We start from the raw sequence: 19612 nt of genomic DNA, 5'->3' as shown, positions 1-19612 counted from the left end.
TGCTTATTTTTTTTGCAAAAAAATAATGTTGGTTGTGCCACCTTGATGGTGACACCCCAACATTTATTATAGAACCTCTTTTTTGTGTTTCTATGAGCAGAAATTTTTGAGCAAAATAAAGAATTGTATAAGAGACTAGAAAATAAATAGATATAAGAAAATCGTTATGTGCGGTATTTTATTTGCAATTTGCATTTTATGCAAATTGCTTTTTTTATTAAGTTCACTTTTATTTAAAATAGAACGTGTATGTTTTGAAATAATAGCTGCATGGAGATATTTATAAGCTAAAATCGTTTAGTATTTCTATGCTGATACATATATAATCTATCTCTAAAAATGTTAACTCTAATAATTAAAGTGGTTTACGTAAAATGAGAACTATGTTACTATCAAGATATAGAGGTAGTTAACAATAATGGCTGTTATATGTTAGCAAACGTATGCCATGTATCATTCGATAAGGAGGATCTTTATGTCCAGTATGTCACGAAGTACCACAGAAACTCGTCTTACAACACATGATTTAGTTTTGTTTGCGCTCTTTGCAGTGCTCATAACAGTAGGTGCCTATATACGTGTGCCAATTCCTTATGTCCCCTTTACGTTACAGGTTTTATTCACCACATTAGCAGGTTTGCTATTAGGTGGAAAACGTGGCGCTATGGCAGTTTCTTTATATGTCTTATTAGGCCTTATTGGTGTACCTGTGTTTACTCAAGGTGGTGGACCATCCTATATTTTGCAACCTTCTTTTGGTTATTTATTAGGATTCATTGGTGGCGCTTATGCAACAGGACGCATTGCGCATAGTAGTAAGATGCCTTCTTTAGCGAGACTGATTATGGCTAGTTTTGTAGGACTGGCTATTGTCTATATATGTGGTATGGTTTATGTATATATGATTAATGATTTATATCTTGGTACGCCTATAGGATTGTATGCATTATTTCTGTATTGTTTTCTTTTAATTATCCCTGGCGATATTGTATTGGTCATTGTTGCTGCATTGTTAGGGAAACGATTATTACCATTAGTTCGGAAATAAGTAGCTAGAAAGGACTGATTTAGTGGTGAGTAAAGGTATTTTTATTACAGGAACAGGTACAGATATTGGTAAGACCTATATAACTGCATTGATCATTAAAACATTACGCATGCACGGATATGATGTAGGTTATTATAAGGTTGCTGTTAGTGGTGCTTCATCCGTAGCTACTAGTGATGGTGGATACGTTAACAATATCGCACACATGGGTGAACCAGAAGATATGTTGTTATCATATCTATATGAGCATCCTGTATCACCTCATTTAGCAGCTAAGTGGGAAGGAAATCCTGTAGAAAAAGATGTTATTATGAAAGCTTGGCATCGAGTGTCAGAGGCGTATCCATTTGTTACAGTAGAAGGTTCTGGTGGCATCGTTTGTCCTTTACGTGATGATGATAAAGCCTTTTATTTACTGGAAGATATTGTTCATTGGTTTGCGTTACCATCTCTTATTGTTAGTCATGCAGGTCTAGGAACTATTAATCATACAGTACTGACCGCACATTATATGAAAGAAAAGAATTTACCTGTAAAAGGAATTATTCTAAATCATTACACAGGGAGTTTGATGGAGAAAGATAATATTCGTATCATTGAACGTCTTACTCATATTCCTGTCATTGCTACGGTCTGTGATGGTGATGACATGATTAATATAGATCCTAATGTTTTGATTGGTTTGTATGAATGATAAGAAAGAACATTAACATAGACATGTAGAATAAGATTTCTATAAAAGAATAAGAGGATTATACAAAGGATGTATTATGAATTATATAGAAGAAGATCAAAAATATATTTGGCATCCAGCCCAACAAATGAAAGACGCTGAAGTGTTTCCCCCTGTGTTCATCGATTATGCAAATGGTCCATTTCTATACGATGAAAATGGAAAAGAATATATTGATATCATTAGTTCTTGGTGGTGTAATTTATTAGGGCATTGTCATCCTGAAATTAATGAAGCCCTTAAGAAACAAGTAGATGCTTTGGAGCATGTGATTTTTGCTAATTTTACACATAAACCAGCCATTGAATTGTGTCAAGAATTAGCCACGCTTGTACCGAAAGGATTAACAAAATTCAATTTTTGTGATAATGGTTCTAGTTCCGTAGAGTGTGCCCTGAAAATGAGCTTTCAATATCAGCATCAAAAAGGAGAAACGCAGCGTCACTTATTTATGTGTTTATCCGAATCCTATCATGGAGAAACGATAGGTGCTCTTTCCGTAGGTAGTATGGATTTGTATGCGCAATTGTTCAAGCCTATGATGATGGAGAATATTCATTTTGATGGATTAGATTGTTATCGTTGCTCCTATGGGAAAATTCGTGATACTTGTGATTGTGAATGTTTTGAAAGTGCAGAAAAAGCTTTTGAAACGTATGGGCATGAAACGGTAGCTGTTATTGTTGAGCCTATATTGCAAGGTGCGGCTGGCATGCGCATCTATCCGCCAGAATATTTGCGTCGTTTGAGAGCGTTGGCGGATCAATATGGTGTGCTTCTCATTGATGATGAAATTGCGGCAGGCTTCGGTCGTACTGGTACAATGTTTGCTATTGAACATGCTGGTGTGTGTCCAGATATTTTGTGTACTTCGAAAGGCTTGACTGGTGGATATTTGCCAATGGCCATCGTATGTACTACAGAGGAAATTTATAATGCTTTTTATGATGATTATGGCACCCATAAGGCATTTGTTCATAGTCATACCTATGCAGGTAATCCCTTGGCAGCTAGTGTAGCTACGGCGGTTATTAAGATTTTAAAAAGAGATAAAATCCTTGAACAAGCACAACATACAGCTGACTATCTAACAGAGAAATTGAACGAAGCATTAGGCCATCATACACATGTGGGGGAAATCCGTCATATTGGACTCGTTCATGCCATCGAGCTTGTAAAAGATAAGCAAACGAAGGACGCTTTTCCTGCTGAACAACGGATTGGGTGGCATATATTTAGAAAAGCTATGGACCGAGGACTTGTATTGCGCCCCATTGGCGATGTCATCTATTTTAATCCGCCATTGAATATAGATAAAGATACTCTTGATAAAGCTATTGTGCTCTGTAAGGCAGCTGTAGAAGATGTATTGGGAGGGTGAAATAGATTTATAAGATTGAGAGTGTAGGAGGGAAACAAGGAATTGAGCGGCTTATAGTCGAAATAAAGAATAGCAGAGTTTAAATAAAAGGAGCTATAATAATTGACAATACGTATACACGTGTTATAATTATGGGAGAATACTATGAAGGATAGAGAATTATTAAAGCTTCTTCTTCAAAATGGATGGTCTATTAGCCGCCAAAAAGGTAGTCATATCATTGTAGTTAAAGGTTCTAAACATATATCTTTGCCAGTGCATAGGAAAGATATGAAAAAGGGACTTGAATTAAGTATTTTAAAAAGGGCTGGTTTACGTTAAGTAAGGGAGGTCTATATGGTATATATTTATCCCGCTATTGTTCATTATGAAGATGACGGATATTGGTTGGAATTCCCCGATTTGCCAGATACATATACACAAGGTGATACTATTGAAGAGGTCATGACTAATGCTGTTGAAAGTATGGAATTAACGTTGTTGCATTTGTTGGAAACTGGTGAACAGATTCCTCAGCCTAGTAATATTCAAGCGTTAACTACCGATACGGATTCTTTTACAACATTAGTGCAATCTAATATTGATTTGGCTAAACATTGTACATCAGTAAAAAAGACATTAACCATACCGCAATGGTTGAATGATCGAGCACTAAGTGAACATTTGAATTTTTCGCAAATTTTACAAGAAGCGTTGATTAAAAAGTTGACTATGTAAACGAAAAAAATTCTTTGAAGAAATGGTCTGACTTACAAAAGTCGGGCCTTTTTTCATGCCTTTTAGGAAGCTATTTATATATACCTAAAAATGGTATAATAAAGAATACGATATAATTATGTGAAGTAATGGAGTACGCCTATGGAAGCATTTCGTTTACTAATAGTTACAGGTATGTCTGGTGCCGGTAAAACACAAGTTCTACAAGCGTTAGAAGATATGGGATATCTTTGCATCGATAATATTCCACCTGTGTTGATTCCTAAATTGAGCGAGATTTGTCGCCAAGGTGGGGAACGTACGAACAGAGTAGCCCTCGTGGTAGATATTCGGGGCGGTGAATTTTTCGAAGCCTTATCTACATCTCTTGATAATTTAAAAGAAATGAAAGTGGATTATGAAATCGTATTTATGGATGCCACTGATGAAACATTGATTCGCCGTTATAAAGAGACGCGACGCAGTCATCCATTGGCTCCGAATGGTCGTATTACTTCTGGCTTGAAACAGGAGCGTGCAATCCTTGATTCGGTGCGACATAAAGCAGATTTCATTATTGACACGACTAATATGAAAACGGCAGCCTTAAAAGACTATTTAAAAGAGCGTTTTGCTCAAGTCGGTCAAAAACAAGGCATGGCGATTACTGTCGTGAGTTTTGGTTTTAAATATGGATTACCTCTCGATGCCGATATGGTTTGGGATGTACGATTTTTGCCAAACCCTTTCTACATTCCCGAATACCGCCATAAAACTGGTCGCGTTAAAGAAGTTAATGAATATATTCATTCCTTTGATGTAACGGAAGAGTTTAAACGACGCTATTTCGATACTATCGATTTTCTCGTACCAAATTATGAGCAAGAAGGGAAGTCGCAGTTTATCGTCGCTGTCGGTTGTACGGGTGGTATGCATCGTTCTGTAGCCATGGCAGAAGCGCTATATGCGCATCTTTCAGAAAAAGGATACCGTGTATCTATTGAACACCGAGATATGATGAAAAATAATGTAGAAGAGGATTTCAATCCACACCAAGTGATATCTGCGTGTGATGAACAATAAGGTGATAGTATGTTTCGAAAACGTTGGTTTCGGTGGTTAATACCGGGACTTAATATAAAACGATGGCTCACCTTGTTCAGTTTAGGTGTAGGCCTATTGATCATTGGTATTTCCTTGCTTTTCAACTATCAATGGTTATCTGCTATTGAAGATATTGTGTTAGCTTATTCGTATACGCTAACGGGATTTTATAATTATACTGTGCTCACTGCGATTGGATTATTACTCATTGCCTTAGGGGGCATTTTAATGCTCATCGGTACGAGCAAGGTTATTAAAACGATTATCCGTGCTGTGTTGCCTGATCCATCTAGCAAAGTATCAGATATTATTTTCCAAAATATTCGTCTCGACAAAGGTCCCAAAATTGTCGTTATCGGTGGCGGTACGGGTTTATCAAATTTGCTAAGAGGGTTGAAAGCCCATACGTCTAATTTGTCGGCTATCGTAACGGTGGCTGACGACGGAGGCTCTTCGGGACGCCTTAGAGAGGACTTTCAAATGATTGCTCCTGGTGATTTGCGAAACTGTTTGATTGCCCTCGCTGAACAAGAGGGGGATATGGAGAATTTGTTCCGCTATCGCTTTGATGGAAACAATGAATTATCTGGTCATAGTTTCGGTAATCTCTTTATTACGGCTTTGGCGCAAGTATACGATGGCGATATTCATGAAGCCCTCGAAGCGGCTAGTAAATTGTTGCGTGTCCGCGGTCGTGTCATTCCGTCCTCTACAGAGTTTATCAATTTAAGTGCAGAAATGACTGATGGTTCTATCGTAGATGGTGAAAGTAATATTCCTAATAGCGGGAAACAGATTCGCCGTGTGTTTAGCACCCCTGAAAGTCCAAAACCAGAAGGGGCAGCATTGCGCGCTATCGACGAAGCGGACGTTATCATTTTAGGTCCTGGTAGTTTATATACGAGTATCATTCCTAATCTGTTGACCGATAAGATTGCTGACCATGTACGGGCGAGCAAAGCTAACAAGCTTTATATTGCTAATGTGATGACCCAACCAGGGGAAACGTCTGGTTATTCCTTGGCCGATCATGTACAAGCCATTATTGATCATAGTGGGGCTGGCATTATTGATACGGTCCTTGCCAATGATGGGCCATTGCCAATTCAAATGGTAGAACAATATAGCGCTGTCGGTTCTGAGCCAGTAGCCATTGACTCGAAACGATTAAAAGAAATGGGTATTCGCACCGTTCGCGCTACCTTGATTAATTCTGAAAAACCAGCTGTTCACGATCCAGTACGGCTTGGCAAAGTTATTATGGACATCGTATATGCTATGAAGTCCGATATGGAACCGCGCGTGTTAGAATATTATTTGCAACGAAGCGACCATTAAATTGACTGTTAAGTGGTTTATTGTATTGATCATTACATGAAAGGAGGTTCCTATGTCGTTTGCAGAAGATGTGAAAAATGAACTATGTTCCTATGAGCCAGAAAAAGATGCCGACTTGGCTATGAAAATTGAAGCATCTTGTTTGCTGCGCATGGGAGGTTCTTTGTTGCTAGGCATGAATGGAGCCATTGGTATTCGGTTAGCCACCGCGAATAATGCGGTGGCTCGCCGTTTGTTAGGCATTCTAAAAAAACAATATGCATTGCCTACTCACGTGATGGTGCGGCAAGGTCTCAATTTGCGGAAAAAGAATATGTACACTTTGTCTGTCGATCCCTCCCAAGAAGGACGATCCGTATTAGAAGATTTAGCATTATGGCCTGTAACAGAGCAGTTGCCGCGGCCATGGCTTTCGTCGATGGAAGCACGTCGTGCTTTCTTGCGAGGCGCCTTTTTAGGCGGTGGTTCTGTGAATAAACCGCAAAGTGATTACCATTTAGAATTTATGACTGGTAATGAACATTTCGCTCGAGAAATTGTACATGTGTTGAAATTATTCCACATTCACGCTGGTTTAACGGAGCGAAAAGAAGAATTTGTAGTGTACCTCAAAGAAGGGGATGCCGTAACGAATTGCTTGCAAATTATGGGGGCCCAATCGGCGTTGATGGAATTTGAAAATGTACGAATTATGAAAACAGTGCGGAACCAAATTAATCGTCAAGTCAATTGTGAAACGGCAAATTTACAAAAAACTGTCAATGCTGCGGTGCGCCAAGTAAAGGCCATCCGCATTGTAGATGAACATATGGGTATTGAAAAACTGCCAGAAAAGTTGCGTATTGTTGCTCGCTTGCGGTGGGAACATCCAGAAGCGAGTTTAAAAGAATTAGAAGAACTGATGGAAGGCACTTTATCTAAATCGGGTATTGGCCATCGGTTGAAAAAAATTGAATCTATGGCTCTCACCTTTGATCCATTGGGACTAGAAGAGGTTTAATATGTTTTTTAAGAAATTATATAAATTAGCATCTATTTTTACGGCATTAGGCCTCGTGTCTGCTCATGCTAGTAATACAGACATAGATTTGCAGAAGGTTGGCTATTATGGTTTTACGGCTATGCCAGCGACATTAATATCGCAGAAGGATACATTGCTATTATCCGATAGCCCTGAATATGTAGGCCCTGTAGGCGGTGTATTGAGTGCAGGCACGATGAACGGCAAAGGGCGGGTTTATTTCTACCATGTTAATGAAATGGCGGATCCTCATAAAATTGCTATCGTCTTAGAAAATACTTCTGATGAGCCTAATACGATTACTGTATATCGGGAATTAAAATCTGTGTCTACATCAGATTATTTCGTAGCTGGTAGAGATTTGTCCCGCAAAGATTTAGAGCAACCTTTGACAGATAAACCGCTCTACTCCTTTACGATGGAGCCTCACAGTCGACATATTGTATTTGATGATTTAGAAGAAACGCCAGTATTAAAAGATGAGTTGTTTACAGGTATCGTTGATTTAAACACGACGGCGCCTGTATTTACTCGTGTTATGATGATTCCTATGGGGCTTAACTCTGTAGAAGCATCCCATTGGGTTAAAAATCTCCCTATCGATCACGTTCGTTTGCGTGGTACTTTTACCGGTGCTGAGCGGGTCATGGCGGTGCCTCAAGAATATAATTCCATGTTAGGCGGCGCCTATGTGGAAATTGGTAATGACCGAGAAGATCCATTTGTAGAAGGCGTGGACGAACTCGATCAAAACGCCTATGTAAAAGATGTTGGTAACTATGGTATTTCCTATACTCTCACGATTCCTACAGCAGGAGCAGATCCATTCCGTCTCTATTTAAATCCTATGGGTGGCGCTTATTCCGGTTCGTTCACTGTGAAATCTCAACGTCGTTGGCAACAAGACCCTGGTGAAAGTGTAACTTACCATGTTGGTGGTGAAGATGGTATTCGAGTGTTAGGTCACAATACGATTATGGATAATCGTCATATTGGTAGCTATAATGGTGGAGATACATTAACAATTAATTTTATGCCTGCAGGGGCGTCGAATTTGCCAATTCGTTTCTTATTAATTCCAGAAGCCTTAGCAAATCCGCAATATACAGAGAAATTAAAAATGACAGAAGCTGGTCGTAAAGTTTTGGCGAAAGAGGCGAAAAAAGAGTTAGAGAAAAAAGCGAAGGCCGTAGCGGCTACAGAAAAAATCGCCTTGTCTAGAGAAAAAACACGGGATAAAGCAAGTGCTGCTTTGGAAGAAGCGAAAGTAGCTCTTGAAAAAGCAAATGCCGATTATAGAGCGGCGGCAGCTAAAGCAAACGGAAAAGGTTCGGATGAAGTATCTTCGGCAGCTCGTAAAGTAGAAAAAGCTCGCTTATTAGTGGAAAAACGAACGCGCGAATATGATGGTGCTCAGCAACAAGTTATGGAGGCGCGTCATGCGTGGGATCGCGAAGTAGTGGCTTATAAAGAGTTAGAAAAACAATTGTAAAAGGATGGGATTTTTCGTCCTTTTACATTGACTTTCACTAGTGAATTCAGTACAATAAATAAAGAAATAATGCATAGAAGTGGTACGAGAGACCGCTGCATTACACAACACCTTTTAATTTGGTCCAGAGAGGCTAAGAAAGGAATATAGTTGAAGTCTGCCCGTAAGGGTATCTTTGTGTAACTATCGACCTTTTGCCTCTTGGTAGAAGGTCGTTTTTTATTAATAGCACCAGTAATAGTAATAGTAATAGGAGGCAATGATGGGACAAGTGAGCTTACATGGCAAACATTTGCTAGGTTTGCAACAAGCTACACCAGAAGAAATTAAATTGATTCTTGATGTAGCGAAAAAAATGAAACAGGTTGTATTGTCTGATGACAAGAAAATTCCTTATTTAAAAGGTAAAGCTATTATCAATCTATTCATGGAACCTAGTACGCGGACGCGCAGCTCCTTTGAGTTGGCTGGCAAGTATTTAGGCGCTGATGTTATTAATATTTCGCCAAGTGGCTCTTCCATGGGGAAAGGTGAAAGTTTCCGAGACACATTGCTAACATTATCCTATATGGGAACTGATGCCATCGTTATGCGTCATAGCGCAGAAGGGGCACCATTGTATGCTACAAAAGCAGTTGATCCTATCATCATCAATGCTGGTGACGGTGCTCATGAGCATCCAACGCAGGCTTTGCTTGATATGTATTCTATTATCGAGCAAAAAGGATCCATTGAAGGTAAAAAAATCGTCATCGTTGGTGATATTATGCATAGTCGCGTAGCTCGTTCCAATATTTACGGTCTCACTAAAATGGGGGCTGACGTTCATTTAGCCGGTCCTCGTACTATGGTGTATCCAGAACTTGAGAAATTAGGTGTTACTGTTCACCACGATGTACGAGAAGCTGTAAAAGATGCAGATGTGGTCAATGTATTGCGTATCCAATTAGAGCGTATTCATTCTGCTCTATATCCGACAAATCGTGAATATGCTCGAATTTTCGGTATCAATAAAGATGTCTTAAGTCTTGCTAAAGACGATGTAATGGTAATGCATCCAGGCCCAATGAACCGAGGCCTTGAAATTTCTCCGGACGTAGCGTACTGGGATCAATCGGTTATCCAAGAACAAGTACGAAATGGTGTAGCTGTACGTATGGCCGTATTATACTTAACAATTCATGGAGGTGACGGTAGTGAGCTTGCTAATTAAAAACGGTACGGTAGTGAATCCGGCAAAACAACAACATGAAATTGCAGATGTACTCATTGAAAACGGCAAAATTGCAGCCATAGGCCAAAATTTAGAAGCCAATGGTGTCGAAGTATACGATGCTACAGGACTTATCGTAGCGCCTGGTCTCATTGACATTCATACACATTTACGCGAACCGGGACAAGAAGCGAAAGAAGATTTCCATTCTGGTACACAAGCTGCCGCTGCCGGTGGCTTTACGCGGGTGGTAACGATGGCTAATACGACACCAGTTGTAGACAATGCGCCACTCGTACGCGGTCTTAGAAAACAAGCAGAATTGACAGGCGTTGTAAAAGTCGAATTTATTGGCGCCGTATCAAAAGGCTTGGAAGGTAAAGAATTAGCTGAATTAGGTGATATGGCCGAGGCTGGTGTAGTGGCTTTCTCCGATGACGGTCACTATGTAGAAAGTGCTGCTTTCATGCGTCGGGCTCTTGAATATTCGTCTATGTTCAATAAAATGGTTATCGACCATGCGGAAGATGTAACACTTTGTAAAAATGGTCATATGCATGAAGGCATCGTATCTTATGAAATGGGCGTTATCGGTCGACCTGCCGTAGCAGAAGATATGGCAGTAGCTCGTGATATTATGTTAGCTGAAATGACAGGCGGTCATATTCACATCGCTCATGTAAGTAGTAAGAATACAGTTGACATGGTACGTGCAGCGAAAGCAAAAGGTCTCAATGTAACGTGCGAAGTAACGAGCCAACATTTATCCTTTACCGATGAATATTTGAGAGATTATAATCCGGCTTTTAAAATGGCTCCTCCTATTCGTTCGGAAGATCATCGCCAAGCATTAATCGAAGGTTTGTTAGACGGTACAATTGACGCTATTATTACAGACCATGCGCCACATGCATTTGAAGAAAAAGACCAAGAGTTCTGCTGTGCGCCGAACGGGTTCAGCGGTCTTGAAACATCTTTAGCAGCAGTCATTACGAATGCCTATGGAGAAGGTAAATTGTCCATTGATCAAGTGGTGTACCATATGAGTACGCGTCCTGCTGAATTGATGCGTTTAGATGCAGGTGTCTTAGAAGTAGGTAAAGCGGCTGATATTACCGTGTTTAGTACTACAGAAGAGTGGACAGTAGATAGGAATCAGTTCTACACAAAAGGCAAGGTGAGTCCTTTTGATGGTATGACTGTTACAGGGAAGGCAAAATTAACCGTTGTAGACGGTGAAATCGTTATGAAGGAGGGCGTAGTCCTACGATGAAAGGCAAATTAGTACTAGAAGATGGTTCCGTATTTGAAGGGTCCTTATTGGGTGGAGCCCCAACAGTAGGGGAAGTCGTATTTAATACAGGTATGACTGGCTATCAAGAAATTTTGACAGATCCATCCTATGCAGATCAAATCATTACATTAACATATCCATTGATTGGTAACTATGGTACATTGAGTTCCATTACACAAGGTCCAAAACCATATGCTAAAGGCATGATTGTTGGTGAGTTATGCGACTTTCCAAGCAATTGGCAAAATGAGGGGTTATTTAGTGAATACCTTCGCCTTCATGGAATTCCTTGCCTTTATGATGTAGATACGCGCGCTATTACTCGTACATTGCGCAATCATGGGGTTATGAAAGGCGTTATCGTTCGTGCTGATTTCCCTATGGAAGATATTCAGCAACTATTCAAACAAGAGTTGCCTACAGACCAAGTTATGCGTGTTACAACGAAATGGAAAGGTATGAGAGGCGATAAAAACGCAGAGTTCCATGTAGCAGTTATGGACTTTGGCGTGAAAGAAAGCATTCTTCGTTCTTTAGAGGCTGCTAATTGCCGTTTAACCGTATTTCCAGCGGATTCCAAAGCGGAAGAAATTTTGGAAGTCAATCCAGATGGTATTTTCTTATCTAATGGACCTGGAGATCCAAAAGATCTTGGCTACGCCGTCGAAGAAGTGAAACAATTATTTGGTAAAAAGCCGATTTTTGGTATTTGTATGGGCCATCAAGTATTGGCACAAGCCTATGGTGGGGCTACTTTCAAATTAAAATTTGGTCATCGTGGATCCAACCATCCAGTACAAGATCTTCGCACAGGTCGCGTCTATATTACATCTCAAAATCACGGTTACGCTGTTGATGACACCACATTGCCTGATGATGTAGAAGTGACACACCGTAGTGTTAATGATGGTACGGTAGAAGGTATGAAACATAAAACATTGCCAATCTTCTCTGTACAATATCATCCAGAAGCGTCCCCAGGACCAACTGATAATTTATATTTATTTAACGAATTTGAAGCATTGATGAGAAAGGGAAAATAAATGACCGCAGAAGCAAAAAAAGTACTCGTAATTGGTTCGGGTCCAATTATTATCGGCCAAGCAGCCGAGTTTGACTATGCTGGTACACAAGCATGTCGTTCCCTTCGTGAAGAAGGTTATCAAGTCGTATTGGTAAACTCTAACCCGGCTACGATTATGACAGACACGGATATTGCGGATCGTGTATACGTAGAACCAATCAGTCTTGAATTCGTTACAGAAGTCATAAAAAAAGAACGTCCTTGGGGCTTGCTCGCTACTTTAGGCGGTCAAGTAGGTCTTAATATGGCGGTGCAATTATCGGAAGCGGGGATTTTAGAAGAATACGGCGTACAACTCTTAGGTACAACGTTAGAAGCTATTAAACAAGCGGAAGACCGTGAATTGTTTAAAGAGGCGATGAAAGAAATTAACCAACCTGTACCAGAATCGGATATTTTTAATGACTTAGAAGAAGCCGTAGCTTTTGCAAATCGCATCGGCTACCCTGTTATTATCCGCCCAGCCTATACATTGGGCGGTACTGGTGGTGGTATTGCTCATAACGAAGATGAAATGTATGAAATTACTCGTCGCGGATTGAAGCTTTCACCAATTCATCAAATTTTGGCAGAACGTTCTGTAGCTGGTTGGAAAGAAATCGAATATGAAGTAATGCGCGATAGTGCTGATAACTGTATCATCGTATGTAATATGGAAAATATCGACCCAGTAGGCGTTCATACAGGTGATTCCATTGTAGTGGCGCCAAGCCAAACGCTAAATGATATTCAATACCAAATGTTGCGCACTGCATCGGTAGATATTATTCGATACCTTAAAATTGAAGGTGGCTGTAACGTACAATATGCGTTGAATCCAAATAGCAATGAATATATCGTTATTGAAGTAAACCCTCGCGTATCTCGTTCTTCGGCGTTGGCATCGAAAGCGACGGGATATCCTATTGCTAAAGTGGCAGCAAAAGTTGCGGTAGGTATGACATTAGATCAAATTACCAATGCTGTAACAGGAGAAACAAAAGCTTGTTTCGAACCGACATTAGATTATGTAGTGACAAAATTCCCGCGCTGGCCGTTTGAGAAATTCAACCTTGCTGATCGTACATTAGGCACGCAAATGAAAGCGACTGGCGAAGTTATGGCTATTGACCGTACTTTAGAAGGCTCTTTGTTGAAAGCCATTCGCTCTCTTGAAATCGGCTTAGATCATATTGAACTTAAGAAAATTAGCCACGAGTCCATGGAGCAATTAATTGAACGCTTGCATTTGGTAGATGATGAGCGTATTTACGTCGTTGCGGAAGCATTGCGTAAAGGCATTAGTGTAGAGAAAATCCACTACATTACGAAAATTGATCCATTCTTCTTAGAAAAAATCAAAAATATCGTTACAGTAGAACAAGAATTGGCTGTACATGGCGTAACAGAAGATGTGTTGCGTCGTGCAAAACGCTATTCTATGACTGACTCTGTAGTAGCTCGTTATGCTGGTACTACGGTAGAAGAGGTAAAAGCAAAACGCAAAGAGTGGAATATTGTTCCTACTTACAAATACGTAGATACTTGTGCTGCAGAATTTGAATCTCAAACGCCATATTACTATAGCGCTTATGCAACAGAAGACGAAGTGCGTCCACTGGGTGACAAATCTGTTGTCGTTCTCGGCTCTGGACCAATCCGTATCGGTCAAGGTGTTGAATTTGATTACTGCTCTGTACATTCTTCTTGGGCACTTCGTAAAGCTGGCTATCAGTCGATTATGATTAATAACAATCCTGAAACGGTGTCTACAGATTTTGACATTTCCGATTCCCTCTACTTTGAACCATTAACAGTAGACGATGTTATGGAAATCATTGAAAAAGAAAAACCAACTGGCGTTATCGCTCAGTTTGGTGGACAAACGGCGATTAATTTAGCTGGTCCATTAGCAGAGCGTGGTGTAAAAATCCTTGGCACTTCTGTAGATAGTATCGATATGGCAGAAGATAGAGAACGCTTTGATGCACTTTTAGCAGAGCTGGGGATTCCTCGTCCAGTAGGGGCTCTCGTTACATCTGACAAAGAAGCATTAGAAGCGGCAAAAAATCTTAAGTATCCATTAATTGTACGGCCTTCCTATGTTCTTGGTGGTCGCGCTATGGAAATCGTATATAACGATAAAGAATTAGACGTATATATGAAAGAAGCCGTTGTAGCGTCCAAAGAACATCCAGTATTGATCGACCGTTATATGGTTGGTATGGAAGTAGAAGTAGACGCTATTTCTGACGGTACTGACGTATGTATTCCTGGCATTATGGAGCAAATTGAGCGGGCCGGTGTTCATTCTGGCGACTCCATGGCGGTATATCCAGCACAACACTTGAGCCAAGAACTAGTAGATCAAATCGTTGATTATACACGTCGTATTGCAATAGGTTTGAATGTAAAAGGTGTACTTAATATTCAGTACATCGTAGCTGATGGGGAACTTCACGTTATCGAAGTAAACCCTCGTTCTAGCCGTACAGTACCGTTTATTTCCAAAGTAACAGGTATCAATATGGTTGAATGTGCAACGCGCATTGCTCTTGGTGAAAGCTTACAAGACTTAGGATTACCATTAGGTTTAGTACCAAATAAACCATATGTAGCTGTTAAAGCGCCAGTGTTCTCGTTTTCTAAAATGGGTCTCGTAGAAATTGCTCTCGGCCCTGAAATGAAATCCACTGGCGAAGTTATGGGCATTGGCCGCACCTATTCGGAAGCTCTATTTAAAGCGATCAATGGCGCTAACATGCGCATTCCAGAAGCGGGCACTATCCTTATGACAGTAGCGGACCGGGATAAAGAAGAAGCGAGCCAATTGGCCAAAGGCTTTATTGAACTTGGTTATCGTATCGAAGCTACAGGTGGTACTGGTAAATACTTTAAAGAACACGGCGTCGATTGCACAGTGGTTAACAAAATCTCTGAAGGTGAGGATAACTGTGCTGATCACATTCGTCAAGATAAAGTTGATTTGGTGTTAAATACATTGACAGCTGGCAAGCGTCCTGAACGGGAAGGGTTCCAATTGCGTCGTCTCGCTGTAGAAATGGGTACACCTTGTTTAACGAGCCTTGATACAGCAAGAGAAGTATTGCGTGTTGTAGCGAGTCGTAAAGATAATGCAAATTACACCGTAGAAGCATTACAAGATTTTGAATTAGAGTAATTACAAGTACTATTTTGAATACGTAGTTTTGTAATTCTGTGAAAACAATCTGCCATTGGTATCAATGGCAGATTGTTGTATAGGAGTAATAACATGAGTGGTTATGTAGAAATGGGCAAAGTTATTCGTAATGTCCAAATTGGATCTGATGTATGGCTCATTGACGTATATGCACTAAAACAAGCAGCAGAAGCCAAAGTAGGGCAATTTTGTAATGTTCGTGTTACCAATAATAGCGCCCCATTACTGCGTCGCCCTATAAGCTATGCTGGATTTGATGCGGAAAAAGGTACTATTACTTTGTTATATCGCGTTGTAGGAGCTGGCACGGAATTAATGACCCATCTCGTAGCCGGTGATACACTCGATTGTTTAGGACCATTAGGGGAACCGTTCCAAACGACCCCTAATATGCTCCTCGTTGGCGGTGGTGTAGGTATTGCCCCTATGTTGTGCATTGCGTCACACTTACAAGAAGGAGAAGCAGCACAAGTTATATTAGGTTTTAGAAATGAATCGGAAACCTTCTGGGCTGATTTATTTAAAGATACATCTGTAAAGGTTCATATTACCACTGACGATGGTAGCGTAGGGACGCAAGGGTTCCCTACTGCTATTATGCCTGCATTATTGCAAGAGAATGATTTCACTTCCGTTATGACTTGTGGCCCTACACCGATGATGAAAGGCGTGGCAACAGTAGCTCAAGAACATGGTGTACCTTGCCAAGTATCTTTAGAAGAACGAATGGGTTGTGGTACAGGTGGCTGTTTAGGGTGCTCTTGTGATGGTGCAAACAACAAACGTTACAAAGTGTGTACTGATGGTCCCGTATTCCCTGCAGAGGAGGTGTTCTTTTAATGAGTGAACGCGATTTAAATAACACCGTTATGCCAAACCCTAAATTGGCTGTTAATTATTGCGGTATTGCTATGAAGAATCCTATCATTGCTGCATCCGGCACATTTGGGAATGGTCCTGAATATAAAGGCTATATAGACCTTAGCAATGAAGTAGGCGCTATTTCTGTAAAAGGATTAACACCAAAAGGCAGACATGGAAATCCGGGAACACGCATTGCAGAAACCCCGTCAGGTGTACTGAACTGTATTGGTCTTGAAAATCCAGGGGCGGAGCATTTTGTAGGACATGTATTGCCAGGTTTGATGAAATACGACGTTCCATTGTTGGCGAATGTATCAGCAGGATCGGTAGCAGAATTTGCATGGATGGCAGAAACATTATCAGTAGATGGTATTGCTGGTATCGAAGTAAATGTGTCGTGTCCTAATGTAGAATGTGAAGGGATGGCTTTTGGGGTAGATCCAAAGGTTGTGGAAGAGGTAACAAAGGCCGTTCGGAAAGTAACGAATAAGCCTGTTATTGTGAAATTATCTCCCAATGTAACAGACATTGTAGAAATTGCTAAAGCTGTCGAAGCCGGTGGTGGCAATGGGGTGAGCCTCATCAATACCCTTCTTGGTATGGCTATTGATATACATCGCCGTAAACCACTATTAGGTAATACCTATGGAGGGTTAAGTGGCCCTGCTGTAAAACCTGTAGCGCTTCGTATGGTTCATCAAGTTTATAAAGGTGTCAACATTCCTATTATTGGACTTGGTGGCATTATGACTGGTACCGATGCTATCGAGTTTATGATGGCAGGTGCCAGTGCCGTACAAGTGGGCACAGCTACAATGGTGAATCCTAATGCTATTAGTACAATTGCTAAACAAATGGCAGATTATGTAGAACAATACAATTTAAATTCTATTACCGATATCGTTGGTGCTGTACATCAGTAGTTTTATGATGTATGTAGTGAGTTAACAGTATATGTAAAAAGGCAATCATTTAGTTACATACTAAATGATTGCCTTTTGATTTTTATAGCAATTATAAGAGGAAGCCTATACTGGCATTTTATAGACCTTTCGATTAGCAGCATTAGCGATTCGTGGTATAAAAAATGTCAGTATGGGCTTTTTAATATTATTAGTGTAGATATAGTTGTAAGTACTAGGTTAAATATAACCTTTATAGAAGTCAATAAACTGCTGTGCCACTGGTGATAAGGCGTGGCCTTTCAAAATAATAAAGGCTTTTTTGAAGTCCCCAGAGAATTCAGGTAATTTAATGCGTGCCATTTTTCTGTGGTTTACTAATTCTTTTTCATCCATTGGTACGACCGCAATAGTGCGACCTGAAGAAGCCCATTCGATAGCGGAGCTTTTAGTAGTCGTTATAGATTGCGTATCTAATTGATCTAAGTCAGTTAGGGAGGTTTGGATAATCATGCGCACAGACCCGCCAGAGAGAGTAATAGGGCATTGTTTGATATCATCCCAAGTGATGGTGCTGTGATCTTGTTCTGTCCAAAATACGTCTTCTCTAAATACGGCGTAAAGGTGTTCTTCTTGGGTTAAGATAATATCAAATTTATCAGTATCTACCATTTGAATATTAGCGATGCCAATTTCGGCGCTGCCCTTAATGAGTTGGTTCACGACGTTTGTCATAAGGCCTTCGTAAATTTCAAAGCGTACCGATGGGTATTTCATGCCGAAAGCCGGTAAGTACTGTTGTACCATTGGTGTGGAGCGGGACGCTGATGTAGCGATACGCAATGTCCCTTCAATACGGGAGTTCAATTGGTTGACTGCATTATAGGTAGATTCTTCGATAGAGCACAATTGCTGGGCTTTTGCGTAGAAGATTTTTCCTGCTTCTGTTAATTGTAAATTAGTACCTCGTTGACCGCGTTTAATATTGATAAGTTGAGCTCCGAACTCGGCTTCTAAATATTTTAACTGCTTACTCAGGGCTGGCTGTGTAATGTGCAATACCTCGGCAGCTTGGGTCATATTCCCGATTTGAACGAGGGTAATAAAATTTCGATAATACGATGTGTCCATAATCTCTCCATTAGTACAAAGATATAATAAAAATTTATACCGAAACAAACGATAGTCATTTCACATTAGATATATTCTCTTCTATACTATAACCGTAGAGAGAAATTAAGTCATTAATAATTTTTATAATGGCGATGTGAATTGCAGTGTACCATTCTTGTAAGGTATATAGAAAGAGGTTCAGTATGAGTTTAGTAAAAGTATCATTAACAAAAGCATTACATAAATGGGAAAGTCGTAAATTAGTTAGTGCCGAAAGCCATATAGTGACTAAAAAAGATACAATCAACCAATGGCCACATCCATTGACACATGAACAACGGAAAGCCTATAAACAAGGATTACGTTCCTTAGTATAAAGGTAATACTATTTCGGTAGGATCTTGTTCCGCAAATATAGCAGCTCCATGACTGAGGTCTTGGAGCTCTTTTTGTATTGTTTCTAGTTCCTCAATAGGACATAAAATAGTAACCACTACTTTTTCACTGAATTGGCTTTCACTGTGAAGGTTGTGATCGTGAATGTACCGTTCTACAGCGCCATATAAGGTATAATCTACTGTTACTTCTAAGGGAATACGTGTCGTATGCAAGTCTTTAGGAGCTAATTGGAGTGTATCGGCTACAGCGTGGGAGTAAGCACGGATAAGACCGCCAGCCCCTAATTTGATGCCGCCAAAGTATCGTGTTACAACGACGGCTACATTGGTAATACCAGTTTTTTTGAGCACTTCTAACATAGGTTTACCAGCCGTGCCAGATGGCTCGCCATTATCGGAAGACCGTTGCTTCTCTTGGTTAGGTCCTAATGCAAAGGCGGTGCAATTATGACTAGCATCCCAGAATTCTTTGTTGATGCGGTTAATAAATTCTTGTGCATCTTCTTCCGTACTGCAAGGATATAAGGTCGTAATAAATCGAGATTTCTCTACTATAGTTTCGTGACGAAACTCCTCTCGTACGGTAGTAAACTCCGTTTTCATGGACACCTCCTTCTCATTGTTATTCTTATGATACTATTTGATAATACTATTTATAATTATAATCTATTTAATATATTGATGTATAGATAGAGAAAGGCCTTTGAAATCCCTGCCTACTTTAGTAGGATATTGACAGGTGCGTAATGT

The 19612-nt window shown here is 40.1% G+C and carries 18 protein-coding genes; 16 read left to right on the top strand and 2 right to left on the bottom strand.

Annotation, left to right across the window (positions count from 1 at the left end; translation table 11 throughout):
- Window positions 1–475 precede the first annotated feature (475 nt).
- The 15 genes from NFR29_RS07650 (at window position 476) to NFR29_RS07580 (ending at window position 17372) form a co-directional block, all read left to right on the top strand.
- The gene (locus NFR29_RS07650) at window positions 476–1048 is read left to right on the top strand and encodes a biotin transporter BioY (protein WP_251425224.1); all 573 of its coding nucleotides are present in this window, start codon (window positions 476–478) and stop codon (window positions 1046–1048) included.
- 25 nt (window positions 1049–1073) lie between these two features.
- Window positions 1074–1742, top strand: a complete 669-nt coding sequence (gene bioD, locus NFR29_RS07645) for a dethiobiotin synthase (protein ID WP_251425221.1) — start codon at window positions 1074–1076, stop codon at window positions 1740–1742.
- A gap of 76 nt (window positions 1743–1818) precedes the next feature.
- Complete coding sequence (gene bioA, locus NFR29_RS07640) at window positions 1819–3162, top strand: adenosylmethionine--8-amino-7-oxononanoate transaminase (RefSeq protein ID WP_251425218.1); 1344 nt, start codon at window positions 1819–1821, stop codon at window positions 3160–3162.
- A 144-nt stretch (window positions 3163–3306) separates the two neighbouring features.
- Window positions 3307–3483: a type II toxin-antitoxin system HicA family toxin gene (locus tag NFR29_RS07635; protein WP_251425215.1), complete on the top strand. Its 177-nt coding sequence runs from the start codon at window positions 3307–3309 to the stop codon at window positions 3481–3483.
- 15 nt (window positions 3484–3498) lie between these two features.
- Window positions 3499–3879 (top strand): type II toxin-antitoxin system HicB family antitoxin, encoded by a 381-nt coding sequence (locus NFR29_RS07630; protein WP_251425212.1) that lies wholly within the window; start codon window positions 3499–3501, stop codon window positions 3877–3879.
- A 141-nt stretch (window positions 3880–4020) separates the two neighbouring features.
- A complete protein-coding gene (gene rapZ, locus NFR29_RS07625) occupies window positions 4021–4941 on the top strand; it encodes an RNase adapter RapZ (protein WP_251425209.1) in 921 nt (306 codons plus the stop codon).
- A gap of 9 nt (window positions 4942–4950) precedes the next feature.
- Window positions 4951–6300, top strand: a complete 1350-nt coding sequence (locus NFR29_RS07620) for a gluconeogenesis factor YvcK family protein (protein WP_251425206.1) — start codon at window positions 4951–4953, stop codon at window positions 6298–6300.
- Window positions 6301–6352: 52 nt separating this feature from the next.
- The gene (whiA, locus tag NFR29_RS07615; RefSeq protein WP_251425203.1) at window positions 6353–7300 is read left to right on the top strand and encodes a DNA-binding protein WhiA; all 948 of its coding nucleotides are present in this window, start codon (window positions 6353–6355) and stop codon (window positions 7298–7300) included.
- Window position 7301: 1 nt separating this feature from the next.
- Entirely contained in the window at window positions 7302–8813 is a 1512-nt protein-coding gene (locus tag NFR29_RS07610; protein ID WP_251425201.1) for a hypothetical protein, read from the top strand.
- A gap of 262 nt (window positions 8814–9075) precedes the next feature.
- Window positions 9076–10026 (top strand): aspartate carbamoyltransferase catalytic subunit, encoded by a 951-nt coding sequence (locus NFR29_RS07605; RefSeq protein WP_251425198.1) that lies wholly within the window; start codon window positions 9076–9078, stop codon window positions 10024–10026.
- Window positions 10010–11299 carry a dihydroorotase gene (locus NFR29_RS07600; protein WP_251425195.1) on the top strand — a complete coding sequence of 430 codons (1290 nt, stop codon included), beginning with the start codon at window positions 10010–10012 and terminating at the stop codon, window positions 11297–11299. Before NFR29_RS07605 ends, NFR29_RS07600 begins: the two co-directional genes overlap by 17 nt.
- Window positions 11296–12363 carry a glutamine-hydrolyzing carbamoyl-phosphate synthase small subunit gene (gene carA / locus NFR29_RS07595; RefSeq protein ID WP_251425192.1) on the top strand — a complete coding sequence of 356 codons (1068 nt, stop codon included), beginning with the start codon at window positions 11296–11298 and terminating at the stop codon, window positions 12361–12363. The genes NFR29_RS07600 and carA overlap by 4 nt, the downstream gene beginning before the upstream one ends.
- Window positions 12364–15564: a carbamoyl-phosphate synthase large subunit gene (gene carB / locus NFR29_RS07590; RefSeq protein ID WP_251425189.1), complete on the top strand. Its 3201-nt coding sequence runs from the start codon at window positions 12364–12366 to the stop codon at window positions 15562–15564.
- A gap of 93 nt (window positions 15565–15657) precedes the next feature.
- Window positions 15658–16425 carry a dihydroorotate dehydrogenase electron transfer subunit gene (locus NFR29_RS07585; RefSeq protein ID WP_251425186.1) on the top strand — a complete coding sequence of 256 codons (768 nt, stop codon included), beginning with the start codon at window positions 15658–15660 and terminating at the stop codon, window positions 16423–16425.
- Window positions 16425–17372: a dihydroorotate dehydrogenase gene (locus tag NFR29_RS07580; protein WP_251425182.1), complete on the top strand. Its 948-nt coding sequence runs from the start codon at window positions 16425–16427 to the stop codon at window positions 17370–17372. Before NFR29_RS07585 ends, NFR29_RS07580 begins: the two co-directional genes overlap by 1 nt.
- Before the next feature lie 219 nt (window positions 17373–17591).
- On the opposite strand, the gene NFR29_RS07575 is transcribed toward NFR29_RS07580, so the two are convergent.
- Window positions 17592–18482 (bottom strand): LysR family transcriptional regulator, encoded by an 891-nt coding sequence (locus tag NFR29_RS07575; RefSeq protein ID WP_251425179.1) that lies wholly within the window; start codon window positions 18480–18482, stop codon window positions 17592–17594.
- Window positions 18483–18667: 185 nt separating this feature from the next.
- Here NFR29_RS07575 and NFR29_RS07570 point away from each other — a divergent pair, with 185 nt between their 5' ends.
- Window positions 18668–18841: a hypothetical protein gene (locus NFR29_RS07570; RefSeq protein ID WP_251425177.1), complete on the top strand. Its 174-nt coding sequence runs from the start codon at window positions 18668–18670 to the stop codon at window positions 18839–18841.
- Here NFR29_RS07570 and NFR29_RS07565 read toward each other — a convergent pair.
- The gene (locus NFR29_RS07565; RefSeq protein WP_251425174.1) at window positions 18833–19465 is read right to left on the bottom strand and encodes a YigZ family protein; all 633 of its coding nucleotides are present in this window, start codon (window positions 19463–19465) and stop codon (window positions 18833–18835) included. The genes NFR29_RS07570 and NFR29_RS07565 overlap by 9 nt on opposite strands.
- Between the last annotated feature and the right edge of the window lie 147 nt (window positions 19466–19612).

The sequence above is a fragment of the Veillonella agrestimuris genome, assembly GCF_943193065.1.
GTDB lineage: Bacteria > Bacillota > Negativicutes > Veillonellales > Veillonellaceae > Veillonella > Veillonella agrestimuris.
The sequence above is the reverse complement of the archived record's forward strand: the minus strand, read 5'-3'. Positions and strand labels throughout refer to the sequence as shown.

Bases quoted from the DNA above. Each gene is read 5' to 3' on its own strand.
- NFR29_RS07650 (WP_251425224.1), top strand. From the start codon at position 476: ATGTCCAGTATGTCACGAAGTACCACAGAAACTCGTCTTACAACACAT.
- bioA (WP_251425218.1), top strand. From the start codon at position 1,819: ATGAATTATATAGAAGAAGATCAAAAATATATTTGGCATCCAGCCCAA.
- NFR29_RS07635 (WP_251425215.1), top strand. From the start codon at position 3,307: ATGAAGGATAGAGAATTATTAAAGCTTCTTCTTCAAAATGGATGGTCT.
- NFR29_RS07630 (WP_251425212.1), top strand. From the start codon at position 3,499: ATGGTATATATTTATCCCGCTATTGTTCATTATGAAGATGACGGATAT.
- rapZ (WP_251425209.1), top strand. From the start codon at position 4,021: ATGGAAGCATTTCGTTTACTAATAGTTACAGGTATGTCTGGTGCCGGT.
- NFR29_RS07620 (WP_251425206.1), top strand. From the start codon at position 4,951: ATGTTTCGAAAACGTTGGTTTCGGTGGTTAATACCGGGACTTAATATA.
- whiA (WP_251425203.1), top strand. From the start codon at position 6,353: ATGTCGTTTGCAGAAGATGTGAAAAATGAACTATGTTCCTATGAGCCA.
- NFR29_RS07610 (WP_251425201.1), top strand. From the start codon at position 7,302: ATGTTTTTTAAGAAATTATATAAATTAGCATCTATTTTTACGGCATTA.
- NFR29_RS07605 (WP_251425198.1), top strand. From the start codon at position 9,076: ATGGGACAAGTGAGCTTACATGGCAAACATTTGCTAGGTTTGCAACAA.
- carA (WP_251425192.1), top strand. From the start codon at position 11,296: ATGAAAGGCAAATTAGTACTAGAAGATGGTTCCGTATTTGAAGGGTCC.
- carB (WP_251425189.1), top strand. From the start codon at position 12,364: ATGACCGCAGAAGCAAAAAAAGTACTCGTAATTGGTTCGGGTCCAATT.
- NFR29_RS07585 (WP_251425186.1), top strand. From the start codon at position 15,658: ATGAGTGGTTATGTAGAAATGGGCAAAGTTATTCGTAATGTCCAAATT.
- NFR29_RS07580 (WP_251425182.1), top strand. From the start codon at position 16,425: ATGAGTGAACGCGATTTAAATAACACCGTTATGCCAAACCCTAAATTG.
- NFR29_RS07575 (WP_251425179.1), bottom strand. From the start codon at position 18,482: ATGGACACATCGTATTATCGAAATTTTATTACCCTCGTTCAAATCGGG.
- NFR29_RS07570 (WP_251425177.1), top strand. From the start codon at position 18,668: ATGAGTTTAGTAAAAGTATCATTAACAAAAGCATTACATAAATGGGAA.
- NFR29_RS07565 (WP_251425174.1), bottom strand. From the start codon at position 19,465: ATGAAAACGGAGTTTACTACCGTACGAGAGGAGTTTCGTCACGAAACT.